The following is a 17809-nucleotide window of genomic DNA, read 5'->3' as shown; positions in this document are numbered from 1 at the left end:
GTCTATGCCAGTCACGTCGCGAGCCGAATGGCGAGCTTCGCCAAAAACACCAGCGCCACGACAAACAGGATGCCCCCGATCAATCCCGCAATGATCAGATGCACAGGGTTCAACTGCGCCATGTCGCGGTCGTGATCACGCCCCTTGCGCACGCCGAAAAACGACCAGAACACCGCGTTGATGGTCTGAGCGAATGACAGCTTGCGCTGGGTCGCCTCCTTCAGGTCATCCATTGCCGCCCTTGCCTCCTCCTGTCGCTCCTGCGCTCACCTCGCCAACCTGCGCACCCGTTGGGGCGTCCGCGCGTTGATTGGCATCGTTCCTGCCGAGATCGAAAAAAGTATAGGACAGCGTGATCGTATTCACATCCTTGGGCAGCTTCGTGTCCACCACGAACACCACCGGAAACTCCTTGGCCTCTCCGGCCTTGAGTGTCTGCTGCGTGAAGCAGAAGCACTCGATCTTCTTGAAGTAGCTCGCGGCCTGCGCCGGCGCATAACTCGGGATCGCCTGCGCACGCACTTCATGCGGCTGTTGATTGGCCACTTCGTACTCGATGGTCGCGATCTGCCCCGGGTGCACCGTCAGACTGCTCTTCGCCGGCTTGAAGCGCAGCGGCCCCTGGGCATTGGCGTCGAACTCGACGGTGATCGTGCGACTCTCGTCGACCTGCGAATTGCGTGCGCTGATCTCGGTCGTGCGATCCCCCAACTGGTTGATGCCCACGAGGTCGCAGAACGCGCGATAGAACGGCACCATCGCGTAGCCGAAACCGAACATCACCGCGACCAGCAGCAGCAACTTGCTGAAGGTGCGTGCGTTGACGCGTCGCGGCCCGGCCATTCAGAGGCCACCCAGCAGTTTGGTCTTGATCATCACGCCGATGAAGAACACCAGCACCACCGAGCCGAGAATCAGCCCGGTGCGCAGGTTTCTCATCCGCTGTTCGCGACTGATTGCCATGATCAATGCACCTTCGGCGGCGTCTCGAACGTGTGGAACGGCGCCGGGCTCGGCACGGTCCACTCGAGACCTTCAGCGCCATCCCACGGCTTGGCTTCGGCAGCCGGACCGCCGCGCCACGTCGGCAACGCGACCCAGAACAGGAAGTACACCTGCATCAGGCCGAAACCGAATGCGCCGATGGTGGCCAGTTGGTTGAAGTCGGTGAACTGCGCCGGGTAATCGGCGTAGCGACGCGGCATGCCCGCCAGTCCCAGGAAGTGCATCGGGAAGAACGTCACGTTGAAGGTGATGAGCGAGCCCCAGAAGTGGAACTTGCCGCGCCACTCGTTGTACATGTGGCCCGTCCACTTCGGTACCCAGTAATAGAACCCTGAGAACAACGCGAAGAGTGAACCGGCCACCAGCACATAGTGGAAGTGCGCCACCACGTAGTAAGTGCCGTGCATCTGAATGTCGAGCGGGGCCAGCGAGAGGATCAGGCCGGTGAAGCCGCCCATCGTGAACACGAAGAGGAAGCCGACGGCGAAGAGCATCGGCGATTCGAAGGAGAGCGAGCCCTTCCACATTGTGGCGACCCAGTTGAAGACCTTCACGCCCGTGGGCACGGAGATCAGCATCGTCGCGTACATAAAGAACAACTGGCCGGTGACCGGCATGCCCGTCACGAACATGTGGTGCGCCCACACCATGAACGACAGAATCGCGATCGACGCCGTGGCGTACACCATCGAGCTATAGCCGAACAGCCGCTTGCGCGAGAACGCCGGAATCACCTGCGACACGATCCCGAACGCCGGCAGAATCATGATGTACACCTCCGGGTGCCCGAAGAACCAGAAGATGTGCTGATACATGACCGGATCGCCGCCGCCCGCCGCGTTGAAGAATGACGTGCCGAAGTGACGGTCCGTGAGCAGCATCGTGATGGCGCCGGCGAGCACCGGCATCACGGCGATGAGCAGGTAGGCGGTGATCAGCCACGTCCACGCGAACATCGGCATCTTCATGAGCGTCATGCCGGGTGCGCGCATGTTCAGAATGGTGACGATGATGTTGATCGCCCCCATGATCGACGACGCCCCGAGAATGTGCGCCCCGAAGATCGCCAGATCCTGGCCCGGCCCCATCTGCACCGACAGCGGCGCGTACATCGTCCAGCCGGCTGCCGTGGCACCGCCCGGCACGAGGAACGACGAGATCAGCAGCAGACCGCCGACCGGCAGCAGCCAGAAGCTGAAGTTGTTCATACGCGCGAAGGCCATGTCCGACGCGCCGATCTGCAACGGAATCATCCAGTTCGCGAACCCCACGAACGCCGGCATGATCGCGCCGAAAATCATCACCAGTCCGTGCATGGTGGTGAGCTGATTGAAAAACTCCGGACGAATGAACTGCAAGCCCGGCTCGAACAATTCCGCACGGATCATCAACGCCATCACGCCGCCCGAGAGCAGCATGACGAACGAGAAGATCATGTACAGCGTGCCGATGTCCTTGTGATTCGTCGCGAACAGCCAGCGACGCCACCCGTGCGGATGGTCGTGCGCGTGATCGTCGTGACCCGCCACGTGATCGTGAGCGATGGAACTCATACCCAATCTCCTTGCTTCGAACTGGTCGAACGACTTAACTGTTCTTCGCTGCGTTGGCCTCGGCAGCCCCTGCGGCATTCGCCGACTTGTTGCCGCGCGCTTCACGCACCTGCGCCGGCTGAACGACGTCGCCGGTCTTGTTGCTCCACGAGTTACGCTCGAACGTAATCACGGCTGCAAGCTCCACATCGTTCAGATGCGACCAGTTCGGCATCGCATTCTTGCCATGCAGCACGATGCTGATGTGGTCCGCCACCGGGCCCGTCACGATCTTCCCGCCATCGAGTGCCGGGAACGCGCCGCCGCCCTTGCCGTTCGGCTGGTGGCACACGGCGCAGTTCGACGCGTAGACCTTCTGGCCGCGCTCCATCAGTTCCTGCACGGTATAGGTCTTGTTCGGATCGTCGGCGGACGCCGCCATCTGTTTCTTCTGCGCGTCGACCCACTTGTTGTAATCGTCTTCGGAGACGACCTTCACCACGACCGGCATGAACGCATGTTCCTTGCCGCACAGCTCGGTGCAGAAGCCGCGATACTCGCCAACCTTCTCGGCCTTGAACCAGGTATCGCGCACGAAGCCCGGAATGGCGTCCTGCTTGATGCCGAAGGCCGGCACGTAGAACGAGTGAATGACGTCGTTGGCCGTGGTGATCAGACGCACCTTCTTGTTGACCGGCACGACCATCGGGTTGTCGACTTCCTGCAGATACGTGTTGCTCTTGGGCGCCGTGCCGTCGATCTGGCTACGCGGCGTGGTGAGCGTGGAGAGGAACTTGATGCCCTCGCCTTCGCCCTTCAGGTAGTCGTAGCCCCACTTCCACTGATAGCCGGTCACCTTGATGGTGATGTCGGCGTTGGTGGTGTCCTTCATGGCAACGACGGTCTTCGTGGCGGGCAACGCCATGAGAATCACGATGATGAACGGCACGACCGTCCAGATCACCTCGACCGTGGTGCTTTCGTGGAAATTCGCGGGTTGATGGCCCTTGGATTTGCGGTGCTTGAAGATCGAGTAGAACATCACGCCGAACACGCCGATGAAGATCACCAGACAGATGATCAGCATCATGTTGTGAAGGTTGTGAAGCTCTTCCGCGAGTTTGGTGACCGGCGGCTGGAAGTTGAGTTCGTTGACGGCCGGCCCCCCCGGCATATCCGTGACCGCCGCCAGTGCCGGAGCGCCGGCGAGCAGTGAGGCGCCCGCAAGGAAAGCCGCCAAGGCGTGTTTCGTTTTTTTCATAGCTCCCTTACCCAAAATTACCATCCAAATCCTCCCTGGCGGTCGCCCGAGATCGTCTCCATCTCTCAGGCCTGTTGGGCAAGACAACGGCGCAGCTCGCGCGCAAACGTTTCGCGGCGATGCGGCGCAAGATAGGCACCGACGGTGACCGAGCGGCTCCCCGAGCGCAAGACAATGCGCGTACGCGGCGGCTTCTCGATGTCGATACGCACCCAGCGGGGATTGAACTCGAACTGCGTCAACCTCTGTGCTGAACGTTGCTCGACCACAAGGCTCACGGGCGACAACCGAATGACCTCGTAATCTGTGGCATGCCGGGCATGAATGACGAACGCAACGCCCACCACGAGCAAGTCCAGGCCTGTGAACGGCAAGACCAACCACCCACCGCGCCACGCCGCAATCAAGGCAACACCCAGTGACACGGCGGCCAACGACAGGTAGAACAGGACAAACTGGCGCGGCGATATCGCGCAGTTGCGCTTATGCGTCCATTCCTTCGTCACCGATCCGGCATCGGAAGAGGAGGCTGCGAGCATCGCCGTCACCCGTGGGGCATTTTGGGTCTTTCATGTCCGACGGCCAGGAACTAGTTGCATCCGGGCCGCGACAAACTGCCGCATTATAGAACGCGCATTCTCGAAGCGACAACATTGATACCGAGTATTTGGCGCGCCATAGCATCCTCCTGAACTCATTGATGCGAAAGGGAAATCCGGTAATTCCCCTAGCCAGAAATTCCGGCGGCCGCACAACTACGGGATACTCCCTATGCGCGGCCGGTTTGACACATTGCAACACGGCGCGACTCGTTGCGGTGTCCTGAATACCTCCGTCGATCGCATTCGCGACCGACACTTCAGATCCCCTCGCCGTCATGCCGTGCTTCGCTGCGATGCGGGATTCGTCCGATATCCATCAACAGTAGACGGTGCATCGAATTTCGCATGCGACGTTATGTCGCGCCCCGTAGTTTGGTGCTATCGCGGCACTCTCGCAGCGCTATCTCGCAACGCCGTCGCGACGATGCGGCGTGAAGACGCGCACGTCAGAGCGACACGCGATGCGCGCGACCCTGAGACGCATGCTACAAGCGAAACATGTTCCCTACATCGTCATGCCATGCGAGCCACGCGTCACTTCACTCCCTGCTCGTTTGCCGACGGCCTGAGCGCCATGCAGTCCGCCACCGACTTCGATGTCCTGCGCACGCTGCTGCCAACGCTGTGTCGCACGCTCCGGCAGCGCTACTTCTGCTATCGCGGCCATTTCCCACTGCCCGGCGGAAAGCTCGCCACCCCACGACTCAGCAATCTGCCGCACGCATGGCAGCAGCATTACGACACGCAACGGTATGAAGCCTTCGATCCTGTCCTCTCGCTCGCGTGCCGGCAGCTCACGCCGGTGGAATGGACGCCCGAACTGTACGCATCCTCCGAAGCCCGGCAATTGCTCTGCGAGCAGCGTGCAGCAGGGTTGCGCTTCGGCGTGACGTATCCCGTCTTCACACCGTCCGGCGCGTCGGGAACGTTGAGTCTGTCGTCGCCCCGGCGCCCGCCGCATCTGCATCCTGCCCTTCGGCATCCGCGCGATCCCGGTGCGCTGGCATGGATGCAGCACGCCGGCGCCGTGCTTGCCACGCATGTACACGAGGCCGTGTGGCGCATCGTGCTGCGCGACGCGGCGAGTCAGCATGCCCCCGTTCTGACGCCGCGCGAGCGAGAGTGCCTGCGATGGGTAGCGCGCGGCAAGACTTCATGGGAGATCGGGCGCATCCTTACTATCTCCGAGCATGGGGTCGTGTTCCATCTGCGCAGTGTCATGCGCAAGTTCGACGTATCGAGTCGTCACAGGGCAGTGCAACTCGCGAGCGACTACGGATTGCTAGACGACCTCGCAGCCTCCGTGCCCCACAACGTCACTTGCGTGCTGCCAGATCGGCAAGTGTCTTGTAGCGTGTCAACGTGAACGTGTCGCTGGCTGCGTTCACGAACGATCCGCCGCCGAGCCGCCCTACCGGACTTAGTGCCTGCAAGTCCACGTGATGTGTCACGGGATCGAGCAACGCGTCGTCCACATGTGCGGCGAGCACGGTGCCAAGCACGACCCATCCGCCGCCCGGTGCGGCGCTGATCTCGATGATGTCGCGAACCTGGCATTCGTAAGCGACCGCCGCCTCTCGAACGCGCGGCGGGCGCACGCGCGACGAAGGGACCGGCGTCACGCCAGTCAGGTCGAATTCCGACTCCCCGGGCGGTAGCGGTGCCGCCGAGAGATTCACGGCGTCGATGCACGACGTGCTCGCCACGTTCACCACAAACTCGGGCACGGCTTCAATATTGCGCAGCGTGTCTTTCTTGCGTTTGGGAGGTGGCGGCACCACGGGGCAGAACAGCACCGTCATTGGCACACAGCACACCCCCATGAAGTACGCGTACGGTGCCAGATTCGATCTGCCCTGCGCATCGACCGTACTCACCCACGCAATGGGACGCGGCAGAATCGTACTCATCATGAAGTTGTAGATGCTCGCTTCGTCGAGCGTCGCCGGGTCCAGTTCCATCGAGTTTCCCCTCACGGTCGGGATCGTGGTTGAGAGCGCGGTTGCGGTTGCGGTTGCGGTTGCGGTTGCGGTTGCGGTTGCGGTTGCGGTTGCGGTTGCGGTTGCGGTTGCGGTTGCGGTTGATCACGGGTGCTGCATTGTCATGACGCGTCGGTCGACGTCTTGCCCATCAGTCGCACGACGTCATTGGCACATCCCCATGACAGCGTGAAACCACCGCCCCCGTGCCCGTAGTTGTGAAGCAGACGCGAATGACTGTCATCTCGCGCCACCCGTGGCGCGCGTCGCATCGGACGAAATCCGATACGCGTGTCGATCACGCGCAATGCGGCGACGCCCGCACAAAGATGGGTGCAACGACGAATGATGTCCTCGATCTGTCGCTCCCCGATCACGGTGGATGTCAGATCGGGATCTGCCGTGCCGCCGAGCACAATGTCATCGTCCCGCTCAACGACATAGGTCGGCATCGCCGGGTCCGAATCGTCGATGAAGCAGCCGCGTACGGCATCGTCGCGCGTTGCCCGCAATACAACGGCTCGCGACAACGACAAATCGTCGTCACCGAATTGCCGGCTGCCATAGCCGCAGCAATTCACCACGAAGTCCGCGTGCTCCAGCAACGTCATGGGATCTTCGACGCGTCGCTGCTCATACTGCCCTCCGAGCTCAAGAAACATGTTCATGAGATATCCGAGATAGGTCGCGGCGTCTGCGACTGGCACATCCATGCGGTATGCGCACGCGAATCTCGAAGGCACCTCGGCCTGCGGCAAACGTTTGAGACCGCTGGCACACTCTGCCCACCACGGCATACCGGCGTCGTGCCGGAAATACTCCGTCAGTGCTTTCATGACCACACCCGACGAGGTGTCCGACGAAAGCCGATGCATCGTCGCGTAGGTCTGTCGCGCTCGCGCCAGATAAACAAAATCGGGCGCCTGATAGAACGGGTGCCATATCGCCGCCGCCAGCGCGGACGTCGTCTGCGCCGGTCCTTCCGCTGCGTAGATGGCGACGCGACATTCGGCCAGCGACATCGCAATTGCCGTCGTCAGGCCGCTGACACCCGCCCCCAACACGATGACGTGCGGGCGGCTCATGGACGCGTCCCCAGATGCCCATGCGGCCGATCTTCAGGAGCGCGAGACGGGGCCGTTTCCGCGAATGCTGTCGTGTGCGCTGGCGTCGCGCTGTCGAAACTCTGCGGCGACTTCAACCCGCTGCCCGTGCCGAGCAGCACGACGCGTTCCCCGGCCTGAATGCGCCCCGTCGCGAGACAGGCTTTCAGCGCCGCATAGCCAGCGGCCGCCGACGGCTCGAACCACAGGCCGAAGCGCTGAGCGAGTGTTCGCGATGCCTCGACGATTCGAACATCGTCTAACGCCTCACATGCCCCGCGTGTCGCACGTAGGGCATGCAATGCCGCAAAGTGATCGCGCGGACGGCTGACCGAAAGACTGTCCGCTACCGTTTTCGGCGTCACCGCGGTGGGCGACTCGGGCAAAGGCGCCGCCTCGTCGTTCTCGCGCCAGTCGCGCGCAATGCTGTCCGAACTGCTGGCTTGCGCCGCCAGCAAACGCGGGACCGCCGACGTAATGCCAAGCGCATAAAGATCGAGAAAACCCGCGGCCACCCCGGACAGAATGTTGCCGTCTCCGGTCGGCACGATGACCCAGTCGGGCACGCGCCAGTCGAAGGCCTCTGCGATCTCGAACGCACATGTCTTCTTGCCTTCTCGGGTGAACGGGTTGGCACCGGTGTTTCGACAGCACACGAGGGCGTCGTCGGCCATACGCTCGGCGATCTCGAAGGCATCGTCGTAAGTCCCCTCGACCTCACAGACTTTCGCTCCGTACGCCCGAATCTGTGCCAATTTGACGACGGGTGTGCTGGCCGGCACGACAACGGTTGCCGCCATGCCCTGTGACGCTGCGATGCAAGCCAGCGAGGCCCCTGCATTGCCAGTCGACGCAGCCACCGTATGCGTACACCCGGCCCGCTTCGCCACCGCCAGCACCAGTTCTGTGGCGCGATCCTTCAGCGAGCCACTGGGATTGCGCGCTTCGTCCTTGATCCAGAGGCGAACACCGCCGTCGTCGCCGCAGTCGATCAAGGGCGTTGCACCAACGCCCAATCGGCTACCCCAATGGGCCTCCACGGGGAGTAGCGAACCGTATCGCCACATTCCGCCGCCGCGAAACGTGCTCACGATGTCCTCGGCAGAAGGCGCGTTAGCATGCGCTTTGCGCTGGACGCGCAGATTCTGTCCGCACACGTGACAGCGATAGCGAATCTCTCCCCATGGCTGCGGCGTCGCGCATCGCACACAGACATAGCGGTAGGAAAATATCGGCATCACGCCAGGCACCCCGGATTCAACAAATGCGCCATCACGGCGTTTTGCGCGTGAAGCCGATTCCCGGCCTGCTGAAACACCCACGACAACGGGCTCTCCATCACGTCCTCCGACACCTCTTGTCCGCGATCCACTGGCAGACAATGCAGATAACCCGCATTTTGCGCAGCGAGACGCATGACGTCTGCATCGACGCACCAGTCCCGATGCCGCTCGAACGCCGCGTGCATCGCCGTCTCGTCTACGGGGTCGCCATGACGTTGCGGCAAATGATCGAGACTGCACCACGACTTGGCGTAGACGGCGTGCGCATCGGCCACACCATCGCGCAAGTCGTGCGTCACACGAATGCGGGCTCCCGTCTGTTCGGCAAACGCCGTGGCCGCCTTCATCACCTGCGGATCGAGGGCGAACGATGTCGGATGCGCGAGCGTCACGTCCATGCCTGTTTTGACCGCGGCGAGCAACAGACTCTGAGGCACTGCCACGGGCTTGTGCCAACTTCCGGAGTAGGCCCAACTGATGCACAACCGTCGCCCGGTAAGCCCACCCAATTGCTCGCGCAGCGTCATCATGTCCGCGAGCGCCTGACAGGGGTGAAAGCGGTCGCACTCCATGTTGATGACGGGCACCTGGCTCCACTGCGCGAACGCCTCGAGATGCCGGTGCGCCGCACCGTACACCCACCCCGCAGGCGCCCCATACATGCGAATGGCAATCGCGTCGCCGTAGGACGACAGTACTCGTGCTACGTCCGACACACGCTCCGTTGAATACGGGATCTCCGCGTCGGGGAGCGCAGGGGTGTAGATCCCGTTCTGCGGATCGAGCACGATGGCGGTTCCCCCCAATCGCGCCAACCCGGTCTGGAAGCTGCTGCGTGTGCGCAACGACGCGTTATAGAAGAGAAAGTAGATCGTCCTGTTCCGGAGCGCACCCTCGGTGTGCAATGGATACCGACGCTTGAAGGACAGTGCCGCACTGAGCAGCGCACGGTAGTCCGGGGCACTCATCGTCAAATCGGGGGCGAGCCAATGGCTAGTCACACATCCCTCCTGATCGTCTTCGTCAACGTTTCGATGGCGGCGAAACACTGCTCGTCCTGCGAGGCTTCATCCGCCTAACCACTGGCACAACTCCCAGCGAAACCTCTGTCGATTCTCCCGTCCTGAAAACGACGGGGTCGTCACAAGCATCGTCGTTCGGGCGGCCTGTAGGACAGGCGCCTATCAAGGCGGCCGCCAACGACTCGCCCGCTGCGCAAACCGCTCCGCGCATGACATGCCCAAGCGCTCGAAGAGACGACGCGGCACCAACGCCGCCTCCATCATCTGAACGCCCACTTCCAGGGGATCGACACTTTCGCGAATCACGCGGTCAGCGGCGGCGGCTTCCAGCCCAGCGGCACACAGATGCGTGCGCCACGCGGGCAATTCGGGCGCGAGAAAGGCCGTCATCAGTTCAGGCAATAGCTCGTCGACAAACTCACGTTCTTTCGTCGACAACGACGGCACCCACTCGTTCGCGAAACGAACGAACGCCGCTTGATGACGCATCTCGTCTGCGCCGTGCTCCGCGAAAAGCGTGCGCACCGGCGGATAAATCTCGTCGCATGCGCCTGCCTGACGCAACGTGCTCGTAATCAACGTCTCCGTGACAGACGCCGCCGCGACGATGGCCAATCCGCGATACGTCGCCGGCACGGCCTCGCACAACGCCAGCACGCGCACGACGCTTAACGACGGCCGCTGTGCCAGCGCGTATCTCGTAACACTCAGGAATCGCCTGCGAAAGCGCTCCATCATCCACGTGTGAAAACCCTCATCCGTGTAGATGGCGAGCAGATCGTCCCGGCTAACCGACACGATTCCCGGAATGTCGAGCATGTGTTCGATGGCGCGATTGACGATGTGCAGTTCGACACGTTCTGTCTTGTTCAGATAGTCCTCAAGACGCAGGGCGCTCAATCGCTGCCGCATTGCCTGACCTCGCTCGCACACCAACGGATGAGCGGCATACGGCATAAGCGACACGTTGAAGAACACGTGGTCTGACTGTAGCGGCGGGAACGGCGCCTCCGTCTCACAACGGGTCACGGCCGCGACTTCGCGCCAAGGCTTGTGGACCGAATCGTGCGTCCCATTCCTGCGAGCCGCGTGCCCCGCACCGCCAGAAAGTCGGTGCTGATCAGACATGCGGTGACACACCCGCGACGGGCGCGACCTGATGCGCAGCGAGCGATACCAGACTCGCTCGCTCCGGGCCGAGGCCGAGGCCCGCCAGCGGCGCGCCGATGTGCCGCTCGACGAAATCGATGAAACCGTTCATCGCGGCATCCAGCGTCCCCTCACGTCCAAGCGTAAGTGATTGTTCCGTCAACCCCGGGTAGATCAGGACATCGGGCATCACATCCGCCGACAGCACGTCGCGGTGAACGCGCATCGGCACCCCTTGATAAATCGAATGCGTGTAATGCGTCAGACAGTCCACTTTGTTGAGGTAGACGCAGTCCACGGCGTGCGCCTTGACAACCTCTCGCAACTGCGCGAGGTCGAGCATGCCGATGCGACGCGGCCGTCCGGTTCCCGTCCCGTACTCGCCGGTCAGCATTCGGAGTGCTGTCCCGACATCCCACGGATCACTGGAGCGCAACAACTTGTCCGCAGCAAAGCGGGATTGCTCCTCGGCCTTGCCGACACTCGACTGTGACGCGTCGTGGCAGTACTGCGCAGAGCGCTCGCCGCCAAGCTCCGAAGGAAACGGCCCCCGCCCTACGCGCGACATGATGGCCTTGGCAACGCCGATGGTTCGCCGATGGTGCTTCGGTGAGAGGTCTCCGCCGACATAGGCGTAAGCCGGCACCGTATGGCTCGATGTAACGTATGGCTGGCTCCCGTCGACGACATCGAGCAACACCGACTGCGCGCCTTCAAACAACACCCGCGCGCCTTCCCTGACGCGATTCGTGAGCCATCCGCGATCCGGTTCGATATAGGCACGCAGCGTCTCGGCCACCTTCGGCAGCCCCAGCAGAAGGTCGGACATTTCGGCCACCCACGGCGACGTTCCCCCTTCCGAGTTGATCATGCGCGTGAAGACATTGCGCATGGCAACCACCGTATCCGCCTCGTTCCCGATCAGATCGCCAAGCATCAGATTGACACGTACGTCGTTGCGCACACGCAAGGCGCGATCCGCATAGCATGGTCCGATGCCGTTGCCCGTGGTGCCAATCGTGCCGCTGCCGCGTCGGTCCATGGCGATGTGGTGCGGTTGCACCAGCGCCGCTCGTGCGCTGATGTGCAGCCGCCCTTCGAGCGAAATGCCCATCTCATGCAGTTGCTCGATTTCGTCTGCCAGCTTCCAGGGGTTGATGGCGCAGCCCGACCCGATGTATAGCTTCGCATGTGGATGAAAGACGCCCGATGGCAATTGCTTGAGGGCGATGCGACCCTGCGGGGTGTCGATGGTATGTCCGGCATTGGCACCGCCGTTAAAGCGTGCGATGACGTCGTACCCCGGCGCGAGGGCGTCGATGATTTTTGCCTTGCCTTCGTCGCCGTATTGCAATCCGACGAGTACGTCGGCGAATCCTTCGGCGGGGCTCGAAGCGTGTTGATCCAATGGGGAAGAGGGGCGAAAGGAATCTGTGGTCATGCGCGTTGCATATCGAAGAAAAACCGGGGAACCGGCGCCTGCCGAGCGGCCAGACACTCGTAGACCCAACTCCCGACAGCGATGTCGAGAATGCCGAGTCCGAAGGGAGAGAACACAATCGGGCGGTCGCGCGCCGGAGGCTCGCCGCCGCACAGCAAATGCGGCAACGATGTCGTGACGAAGCGCCGATGGCCCGTTGCGACCTCCGTGAGATGAAGCGAGGTCAGCGCTCGCAGACAGTGATCGATATCGTCGACCACGTTGTAGGACTCGAGAATGATCGAGGGTGCGAGATCGCGCAGCGACAGATGCAGCACGAGCGGGCAATGAGAGAACCAATCGGGGTTGTCGATGTGCGGCGCGGGCGCCGTGGTCGTGAATACGACCACGTCCGCCTGGCGAATGGCGACTTCGAGCGACGCTTCGGTGTGCGCGTCATACCCGACGTGTGTCTGAATTCGGGTAGCGAGCGAAGCGGCGTAATCGATGTTCAGATCGTGAATCGTCACCTCATCGATGCAGAGACCTGCGAGCGGCATACATTCGGCCACATGCCTCGCAATGACTCCCGCACCGATGAACGCCACCCGCAGGCGCTGCGCCGACGCTCCACGCGCAAGACAACGCAGCGCACTGATTGCGCTCGCCGCCGTGCGTGCCGCGCTGATGATGCTCGCCTCCATGCAAGCCATCGGATAGCCCGTGGTTGCATCATTCAGAATCAGCACGGCCGACGCACGTGGCATGCCGAGTTCGATGTTTTCGGGAAAGCTCGAAATCCACTTGATCCCCGTCACCCCGCCGCCGCCATCGCCGTCGTCGCGAATATGCGCCGGCAGCGCGATGATGCGATTGCGATGACCGTCGGGAAAACGGAGAAACTGACTCTCCGGATTGACCGTGCGCCCTGCGTGATGGGCCCGATACGCCGCTTCGACGGCATCGAGAATGGCCTGCTTCCCGTCACGGACGGCAGCGTCGACTTGCTCACCGGTGAACACGCGGAACTGGGGAATAGGAAGTGCGTTCATGACAGTGACGGGCAGACGGTTTCAACGAGAGGAGATGCCCCGCGACGCGAACCCGGCGGGTCGTCGGTAGCAACGGCCGCCCAATCGGCGTCGTAAAGCGTGTCGAGGTACTTGTCGCCCATGTCCGGAGCAATGGCGACTACGGTGTCGCTCGCGGCAATATCCGCCGACGAGATCTGCACCGCTCGCAACACGCTCCCCGTCGACCCTCCGGTGAGCAGGCCCCGTTCGGCCAACGCATGACACATGCGAATCGTGTCGGCTTCCGGGACGTGAACAATGGTGTCTGGCGACTCCGCATCCGGGAGTTCGCAAAGCGGTGGGCGGCAACTCGTCCCCAGTCCGGGAATGCGCCGCAGTCCCGGCGGGCCACCGAACGTGACGGAGCCGACGGCATCGACGGCGATGACGCGCGTGCGCAATCGATGCGCACGCGCGTAGCGCAGGCAGCCCATCAACGTACCTGTCGTGCCCGCGCCGACGAAGAGATGATCGACGTTGGGATACGCCGAAAAAATCTCGGGGGCCGTCCATCGAAAATGAGCACGCCAGTTGCTCGGGTTCGCATATTGATTGACCCAGATCCATCGCGGATTGTGTGCTATCTGCTCGCGAATCCACGCGATGCGCGTGGCGAGATAGCCCCCTTGTGCGTCACGACGATCGACGCGCACGACACGCGCACCGGCTGCTTGCATGGCACGAATGGCATGACTTGACGTGTTGGGATCGGTCACGCAGGTGAATCGATAGCCACGATTGGCGCACACCAGGGCCAGGGCCACACCGAGATTGCCCGACGAGGACTCAACAATCTGCGTGCCGGCGTCGATCCGGCCCGACGCTTCAAGGTCGTCGAGCAACTGAAGCGCCGTCTTGAGTTTGATGGAACCAGCAGCGTTCAGGCCTTCGAGTTTTAGGTGAACGGCGGCCGCACACAGGCCGTTAATCGCAGTGAATACAGGGACAGTCGGACGCAGGAATTCGCCATTGACGCGCAGCCGATGTGCATCACGCGATCCACCGCCATCGCTTCCCGCAAGCGCGCGCTGCGGTAGCTCTGCCACCTCCGGCAACGCCGCCAACGTTTCGTGCTGATACCCCACCGCTCACCTCCCGAGAATGCGCCTGCAATTCGTCCGCGGTTCGTCCGCCGACGGCGCGATGGCATGAGCTATGCGTAGGGACTGCGATCCGCGTTGTCCGTCACTCATGCCCGCCGTGAAGCGTCATTTAAGCGAATAGGACGAGCGCAGAACACCTGCATAGTCGTGTAGGACGCAGGATGCGGCGACGCGCAGAGGCACGCACCGACGAGGCACGTCAGCCTCGTCACGCGGTGCGGAAAGGCTGGGGAACGCCAGAAGATGCCGGAAGGAACCGGCGAGATTGCACCCGTCGCGCCGATGGCGACGTTGCACAAAACGTTACCAGCGAAGGCTTAGCGGGGCCGTCCGCCTCTTCCGATGTCCTGAATGCGCACAACGGCATTGCCGGCGGCATCGGTCTTTTCGGGGATCTTCCAGGCGTGCCCGTAGACGAGTTCGAACGTTAATGCAATCGTGCCGTCGCTGCCGCGCTGACGCTCCAGCGCGGCACGCAAGGCCGCAAAACGCGCCCGCCCGGTGAGCCCCTGGCGACGCTCCGGCAACGGATTCACGCCCAGCAGACGCACGTCGCGCAACAAGGTGTCGGGCGATTCGAACGTGAGCGTAAGGCGCTCCATGTCCGTAACGGGCGTATCGAAGCCGCTCGCCACCATCATGTCGCCCAGATCGTGCATGTCCGTGGGCTCCAGCGCGTGCGGAACATCGTCGACTTCTGCCCACGCCGCACGCAACTCGCGCAGCGTATCGGGGCCATACGCCGAAAACATCAGCAAGCCGTCGGTGCTCAGCACACGATGCCACTCGGGAATCACGCGGTGCGGCTCCCGGTACCAATGAAGCGCGAGGTTCGACCATACGAGATCGAACGAGCGCGGCGCAAACGGCAACGCAGCGAAATCGGCCTGCACCACGCCGTAAGGCGGCGTGCTGCGCAGCAGCCGTCGCCAGCCGGTCGCAGCACCCGCCGCCGCTGCGCTCCTGGCCATCGCAAACGACGCATCGAGCCCCACGCGATAAGCCTCGGGATACCGCTCGCCGAAGCTCAGCAGATCGCCTCCCGTACCGCACCCGGCATCGAGCACGCGCCTAGGCTTGAGTTTGATGTAATCGAGCCGACTCGCGAGTCGCGACGCCACCTCCCGCATCAGGAAATCGGCCTCCTGCCAGTTCGACGCACGACGATCGAACGCAGTGCGCAAGAAGCGGGCGGAGAACGCAGAAGACGGGGTTTGGGGGGCGACGGAAGGCTTCATGGGACGGGCGAAAAGGCGAGTCGGCAGTATACTCGCTGCTGTCAGAACGCATCGGGCACCAACCTGCCGGTCAGTCACGCGCTTCAACCCGCCGCCAGACCGCGCGACCGTTCCCGTAGCGCCAGCCACGCCTGCCGTTCGGACCGTCCAGTTCCAGACACCCAGCCACTCATCTCCGCTAACGCCGTGCCCACCCGTGATCTCCCCTTCCTGACGCTGGCCAAGCTCGCGAGCGCATTACTGCGCGTGGCGCTGCCCGATCACTGCGCCGTCTGTCACCGACGGGCCGCACGGCAGGTCTGTGACGACTGCGCATGTGCCTTCGATGCGGTCAGATCCGACGTGTCGCGTCGCTGCCACCGGTGCGCTATCGCGTTACCGTCGCTGGCGTTGTCATTGGATGGATCGGCTGCCGCCGTCGCGGAGGGTGCGACAATTTGCCGCACCAAATCCCCTATCCTCTGCGGACAATGCCTGCGGCGCCGACCGGCGTTCGATGCTGCGCTGACGCTCGCAGACTACGTGCCGCCGCTCGATATGTTGATGATTCGTCTGAAATACCGTGGTGCGCTGCCGTTTGTGCGCGAATTCGGCGAACGCCTTGGCGACGCCCTCGCACCCTACCGCAACGAAACACCGTTGCTGGTGCCGGTGCCACTGGCCCCGTCGCGTCTCGCCTCGCGTGGCTTCAATCAGGCGTGGGAACTGGCGCGCGTGGCATCGCGGCGGGTGCATCTTCCGGCCAGCGCCCACGTGTTGCATCGTGAACGGACGACCGCGTCACAGCGGCGTCTTTCCCGTGACGAGCGCCGGCGCAATCTGCAAGGTGCCTTTGTCGCAAGCGAGCGCGTCAGCGGACGTCGAGTCGTTCTCATCGACGACGTGATGACCACCGGCGCGACCTGCGACGCCGCAGCCGCAGCACTCAAGCGCGCAGGCGCCACCCATGTCCTCGCGGCAGTCGTCTTGCGCACGCCGCCGGCTCCATAACTCTGCCCCCAACGCTCATGTTCAACGTCGTTCTCGTCTCGCCTGAAATTCCGCCGAACACCGGCAACGTCATTCGTCTGTGTGCCAACACCGGGGCACGGCTGCATCTGATCGAACCGCTCGGCTTTCCGCTCGACGACGCGCGCATGCGCCGCGCCGGGCTCGACTATCACGAGTATGCGCAGATGAAGGTGCATCGCGACTGGGCGGCCTTTCTCGCCGCAGAAACGCCGGATCCCACGCGCATGTTTGCACTGACCACACGCGGCTCGCGTCCCTTCGGCGAGTTGTCGTTCGCCCCCGGCGACTGGTTCGTCTTCGGCTCGGAGACTCGCGGCCTAGACCCCGCATTACTCGACACGTTCGAGACGACGCAACGCGTGCGTCTGCCCATGCGCCCGGGCAACCGCAGTCTCAATCTGTCGAACACCGTCGCCGTCGTCGTCTTCGAGGCATGGCGTCAACAGGATTACGCGGGCGGGTCCTGACTCGCGAGTTCGCGCCGGTATCTGGCGAACATCGCGGCGTCGAAGCTTACGAACTCCACGTGCTCGATGCTCGGGAAATGAGGTAGCGCGTCGCGTACGGCAAATACGGCTAACGGGACGGCAAGCTCTGCCGGGTAGCCATAAACACCGCAACTGATCGCCGGAAACGCCACGCTCCGGCACCCCTGCTCGGCCGCCAGACGCAAGCTCTCGCGATAACAACTCGCGAGCAGCGCGGGTTCATCGTCTGCACCTCCATGCCAGACGGGGCCGACGGTATGGATCACGAACTTCGCCTTGAGACGAAATCCGGGTGTGATCTTCGCCTGCCCGGTGGGGCAGCCATGAAGTTTGCGGCAGGCTTCGAGGAGTTCCGGTCCGGCGGCGCGGTGGATCGCGCCGTCGACACCGCCACCGCCCAGCAGCGACTCGTTCGCGGCATTCACGATGGCATCGACCGGGGATTGCGTGATATCGCCTTGAGAGGCGTGAAGACGGACGACTTGCGACATGGGCTCGACTCCCTTGTTGCGAGTGTCGACGGCGGGAGGCCGTCGCCGG

General features: G+C 62.9%; 19 protein-coding genes. 3 read left to right on the top strand and 16 right to left on the bottom strand.

The annotated features are described in order from the left end of the window. Positions 1–11: 11 nt before the first annotated feature. The 6 genes from ACIPHM_RS06170 to ACIPHM_RS06145 all read right to left on the bottom strand — a co-directional run bounded on the left by ACIPHM_RS06170 (position 12) and on the right by ACIPHM_RS06145 (position 4337). On the bottom strand, positions 12–233 hold the full coding sequence (locus ACIPHM_RS06170; RefSeq protein WP_400325618.1) for a DUF2970 domain-containing protein: 222 nt from the start codon (positions 231–233) through the stop codon (positions 12–14). Further along, a complete protein-coding gene (locus tag ACIPHM_RS06165) occupies positions 226–843 on the bottom strand; it encodes a cytochrome c oxidase assembly protein (RefSeq protein ID WP_400325615.1) in 618 nt (205 codons plus the stop codon). The genes ACIPHM_RS06170 and ACIPHM_RS06165 overlap by 8 nt, the downstream gene beginning before the upstream one ends. Next, complete coding sequence (locus ACIPHM_RS06160; RefSeq protein ID WP_400325613.1) at positions 844–963, bottom strand: cytochrome oxidase small assembly protein; 120 nt, start codon at positions 961–963, stop codon at positions 844–846. It lies immediately after the preceding gene. 2 nt (positions 964–965) lie between these two features. Further along, a complete protein-coding gene (gene ctaD, locus ACIPHM_RS06155) occupies positions 966–2558 on the bottom strand; it encodes a cytochrome c oxidase subunit I (RefSeq protein ID WP_400325610.1) in 1593 nt (530 codons plus the stop codon). Positions 2559–2592: 34 nt separating this feature from the next. Further along, positions 2593–3798 carry a cytochrome c oxidase subunit II gene (gene coxB, locus ACIPHM_RS06150; RefSeq protein ID WP_400325607.1) on the bottom strand — a complete coding sequence of 402 codons (1206 nt, stop codon included), beginning with the start codon at positions 3796–3798 and terminating at the stop codon, positions 2593–2595. Positions 3799–3863: 65 nt separating this feature from the next. Further along, a complete protein-coding gene (locus ACIPHM_RS06145; RefSeq protein WP_069340362.1) occupies positions 3864–4337 on the bottom strand; it encodes a DUF2244 domain-containing protein in 474 nt (157 codons plus the stop codon). Positions 4338–4920: 583 nt separating this feature from the next. Between ACIPHM_RS06145 and ACIPHM_RS06140 the strand changes: the two genes are divergently transcribed. Beyond that, a complete protein-coding gene (locus ACIPHM_RS06140) occupies positions 4921–5766 on the top strand; it encodes an autoinducer binding domain-containing protein (RefSeq protein ID WP_400325604.1) in 846 nt (281 codons plus the stop codon). On the opposite strand, the gene ACIPHM_RS06135 is transcribed toward ACIPHM_RS06140, so the two are convergent. The 9 genes from ACIPHM_RS06135 to ACIPHM_RS06095 form a co-directional block, all read right to left on the bottom strand. After that, entirely contained in the window at positions 5717–6361 is a 645-nt protein-coding gene (locus ACIPHM_RS06135) for a flavin reductase family protein (protein ID WP_400325602.1), read from the bottom strand. The two genes, ACIPHM_RS06140 and ACIPHM_RS06135, sit on opposite strands and share 50 nt — an antisense overlap. A 140-nt stretch (positions 6362–6501) precedes the next feature. Continuing rightward, positions 6502–7464, bottom strand: coding sequence for an FAD-dependent oxidoreductase (locus ACIPHM_RS06130; protein ID WP_400325599.1), 963 nt, complete (start codon positions 7462–7464; stop codon positions 6502–6504). Beyond that, entirely contained in the window at positions 7461–8573 is a 1113-nt protein-coding gene (locus tag ACIPHM_RS06125; RefSeq protein WP_400325596.1) for a pyridoxal-phosphate dependent enzyme, read from the bottom strand. The genes ACIPHM_RS06130 and ACIPHM_RS06125 overlap by 4 nt, the downstream gene beginning before the upstream one ends. A gap of 146 nt (positions 8574–8719) precedes the next feature. Continuing rightward, entirely contained in the window at positions 8720–9766 is a 1047-nt protein-coding gene (locus tag ACIPHM_RS06120; RefSeq protein WP_400325593.1) for an ornithine carbamoyltransferase, read from the bottom strand. Positions 9767–9949: 183 nt separating this feature from the next. Next, entirely contained in the window at positions 9950–10915 is a 966-nt protein-coding gene (locus ACIPHM_RS06115; protein ID WP_400325590.1) for a diiron oxygenase, read from the bottom strand. Further along, positions 10908–12377: an adenylosuccinate synthetase gene (locus tag ACIPHM_RS06110; RefSeq protein WP_400325587.1), complete on the bottom strand. Its 1470-nt coding sequence runs from the start codon at positions 12375–12377 to the stop codon at positions 10908–10910. The genes ACIPHM_RS06115 and ACIPHM_RS06110 overlap by 8 nt, the downstream gene beginning before the upstream one ends. Beyond that, positions 12374–13408, bottom strand: coding sequence for a 2,3-diaminopropionate biosynthesis protein SbnB (gene sbnB / locus ACIPHM_RS06105; RefSeq protein ID WP_400325586.1), 1035 nt, complete (start codon positions 13406–13408; stop codon positions 12374–12376). Before sbnB ends, ACIPHM_RS06110 begins: the two co-directional genes overlap by 4 nt. Beyond that, positions 13405–14514, bottom strand: a complete 1110-nt coding sequence (gene sbnA, locus ACIPHM_RS06100; RefSeq protein ID WP_400325583.1) for a 2,3-diaminopropionate biosynthesis protein SbnA — start codon at positions 14512–14514, stop codon at positions 13405–13407. The genes sbnB and sbnA overlap by 4 nt, the downstream gene beginning before the upstream one ends. 335 nt (positions 14515–14849) lie before the next feature. Next, positions 14850–15770 (bottom strand): methyltransferase domain-containing protein, encoded by a 921-nt coding sequence (locus tag ACIPHM_RS06095; protein WP_400325581.1) that lies wholly within the window; start codon positions 15768–15770, stop codon positions 14850–14852. A 543-nt stretch (positions 15771–16313) separates the two neighbouring features. Between ACIPHM_RS06095 and ACIPHM_RS06090 the strand changes: the two genes are divergently transcribed. Both ACIPHM_RS06090 and trmL read left to right on the top strand, forming a co-directional pair. Beyond that, the gene (locus tag ACIPHM_RS06090) at positions 16314–16760 is read left to right on the top strand and encodes a ComF family protein (protein WP_400325578.1); all 447 of its coding nucleotides are present in this window, start codon (positions 16314–16316) and stop codon (positions 16758–16760) included. A gap of 17 nt (positions 16761–16777) precedes the next feature. After that, positions 16778–17248 (top strand): tRNA (uridine(34)/cytosine(34)/5-carboxymethylaminomethyluridine(34)-2'-O)-methyltransferase TrmL, encoded by a 471-nt coding sequence (gene trmL, locus ACIPHM_RS06085; RefSeq protein WP_400325575.1) that lies wholly within the window; start codon positions 16778–16780, stop codon positions 17246–17248. Here the strand turns inward: trmL and ACIPHM_RS06080 are convergent. Beyond that, positions 17230–17760, bottom strand: a complete 531-nt coding sequence (locus ACIPHM_RS06080) for an O-acetyl-ADP-ribose deacetylase (RefSeq protein WP_400325572.1) — start codon at positions 17758–17760, stop codon at positions 17230–17232. The genes trmL and ACIPHM_RS06080 overlap by 19 nt on opposite strands. Positions 17761–17809 lie beyond the last annotated feature (49 nt).

Source organism: Pandoraea sp. NPDC087047 (genome assembly GCF_044745225.1).
GTDB lineage: Bacteria > Pseudomonadota > Gammaproteobacteria > Burkholderiales > Burkholderiaceae > Pandoraea.
The sequence above is the reverse complement of the archived record's forward strand: the minus strand, read 5'-3'. Positions and strand labels throughout refer to the sequence as shown.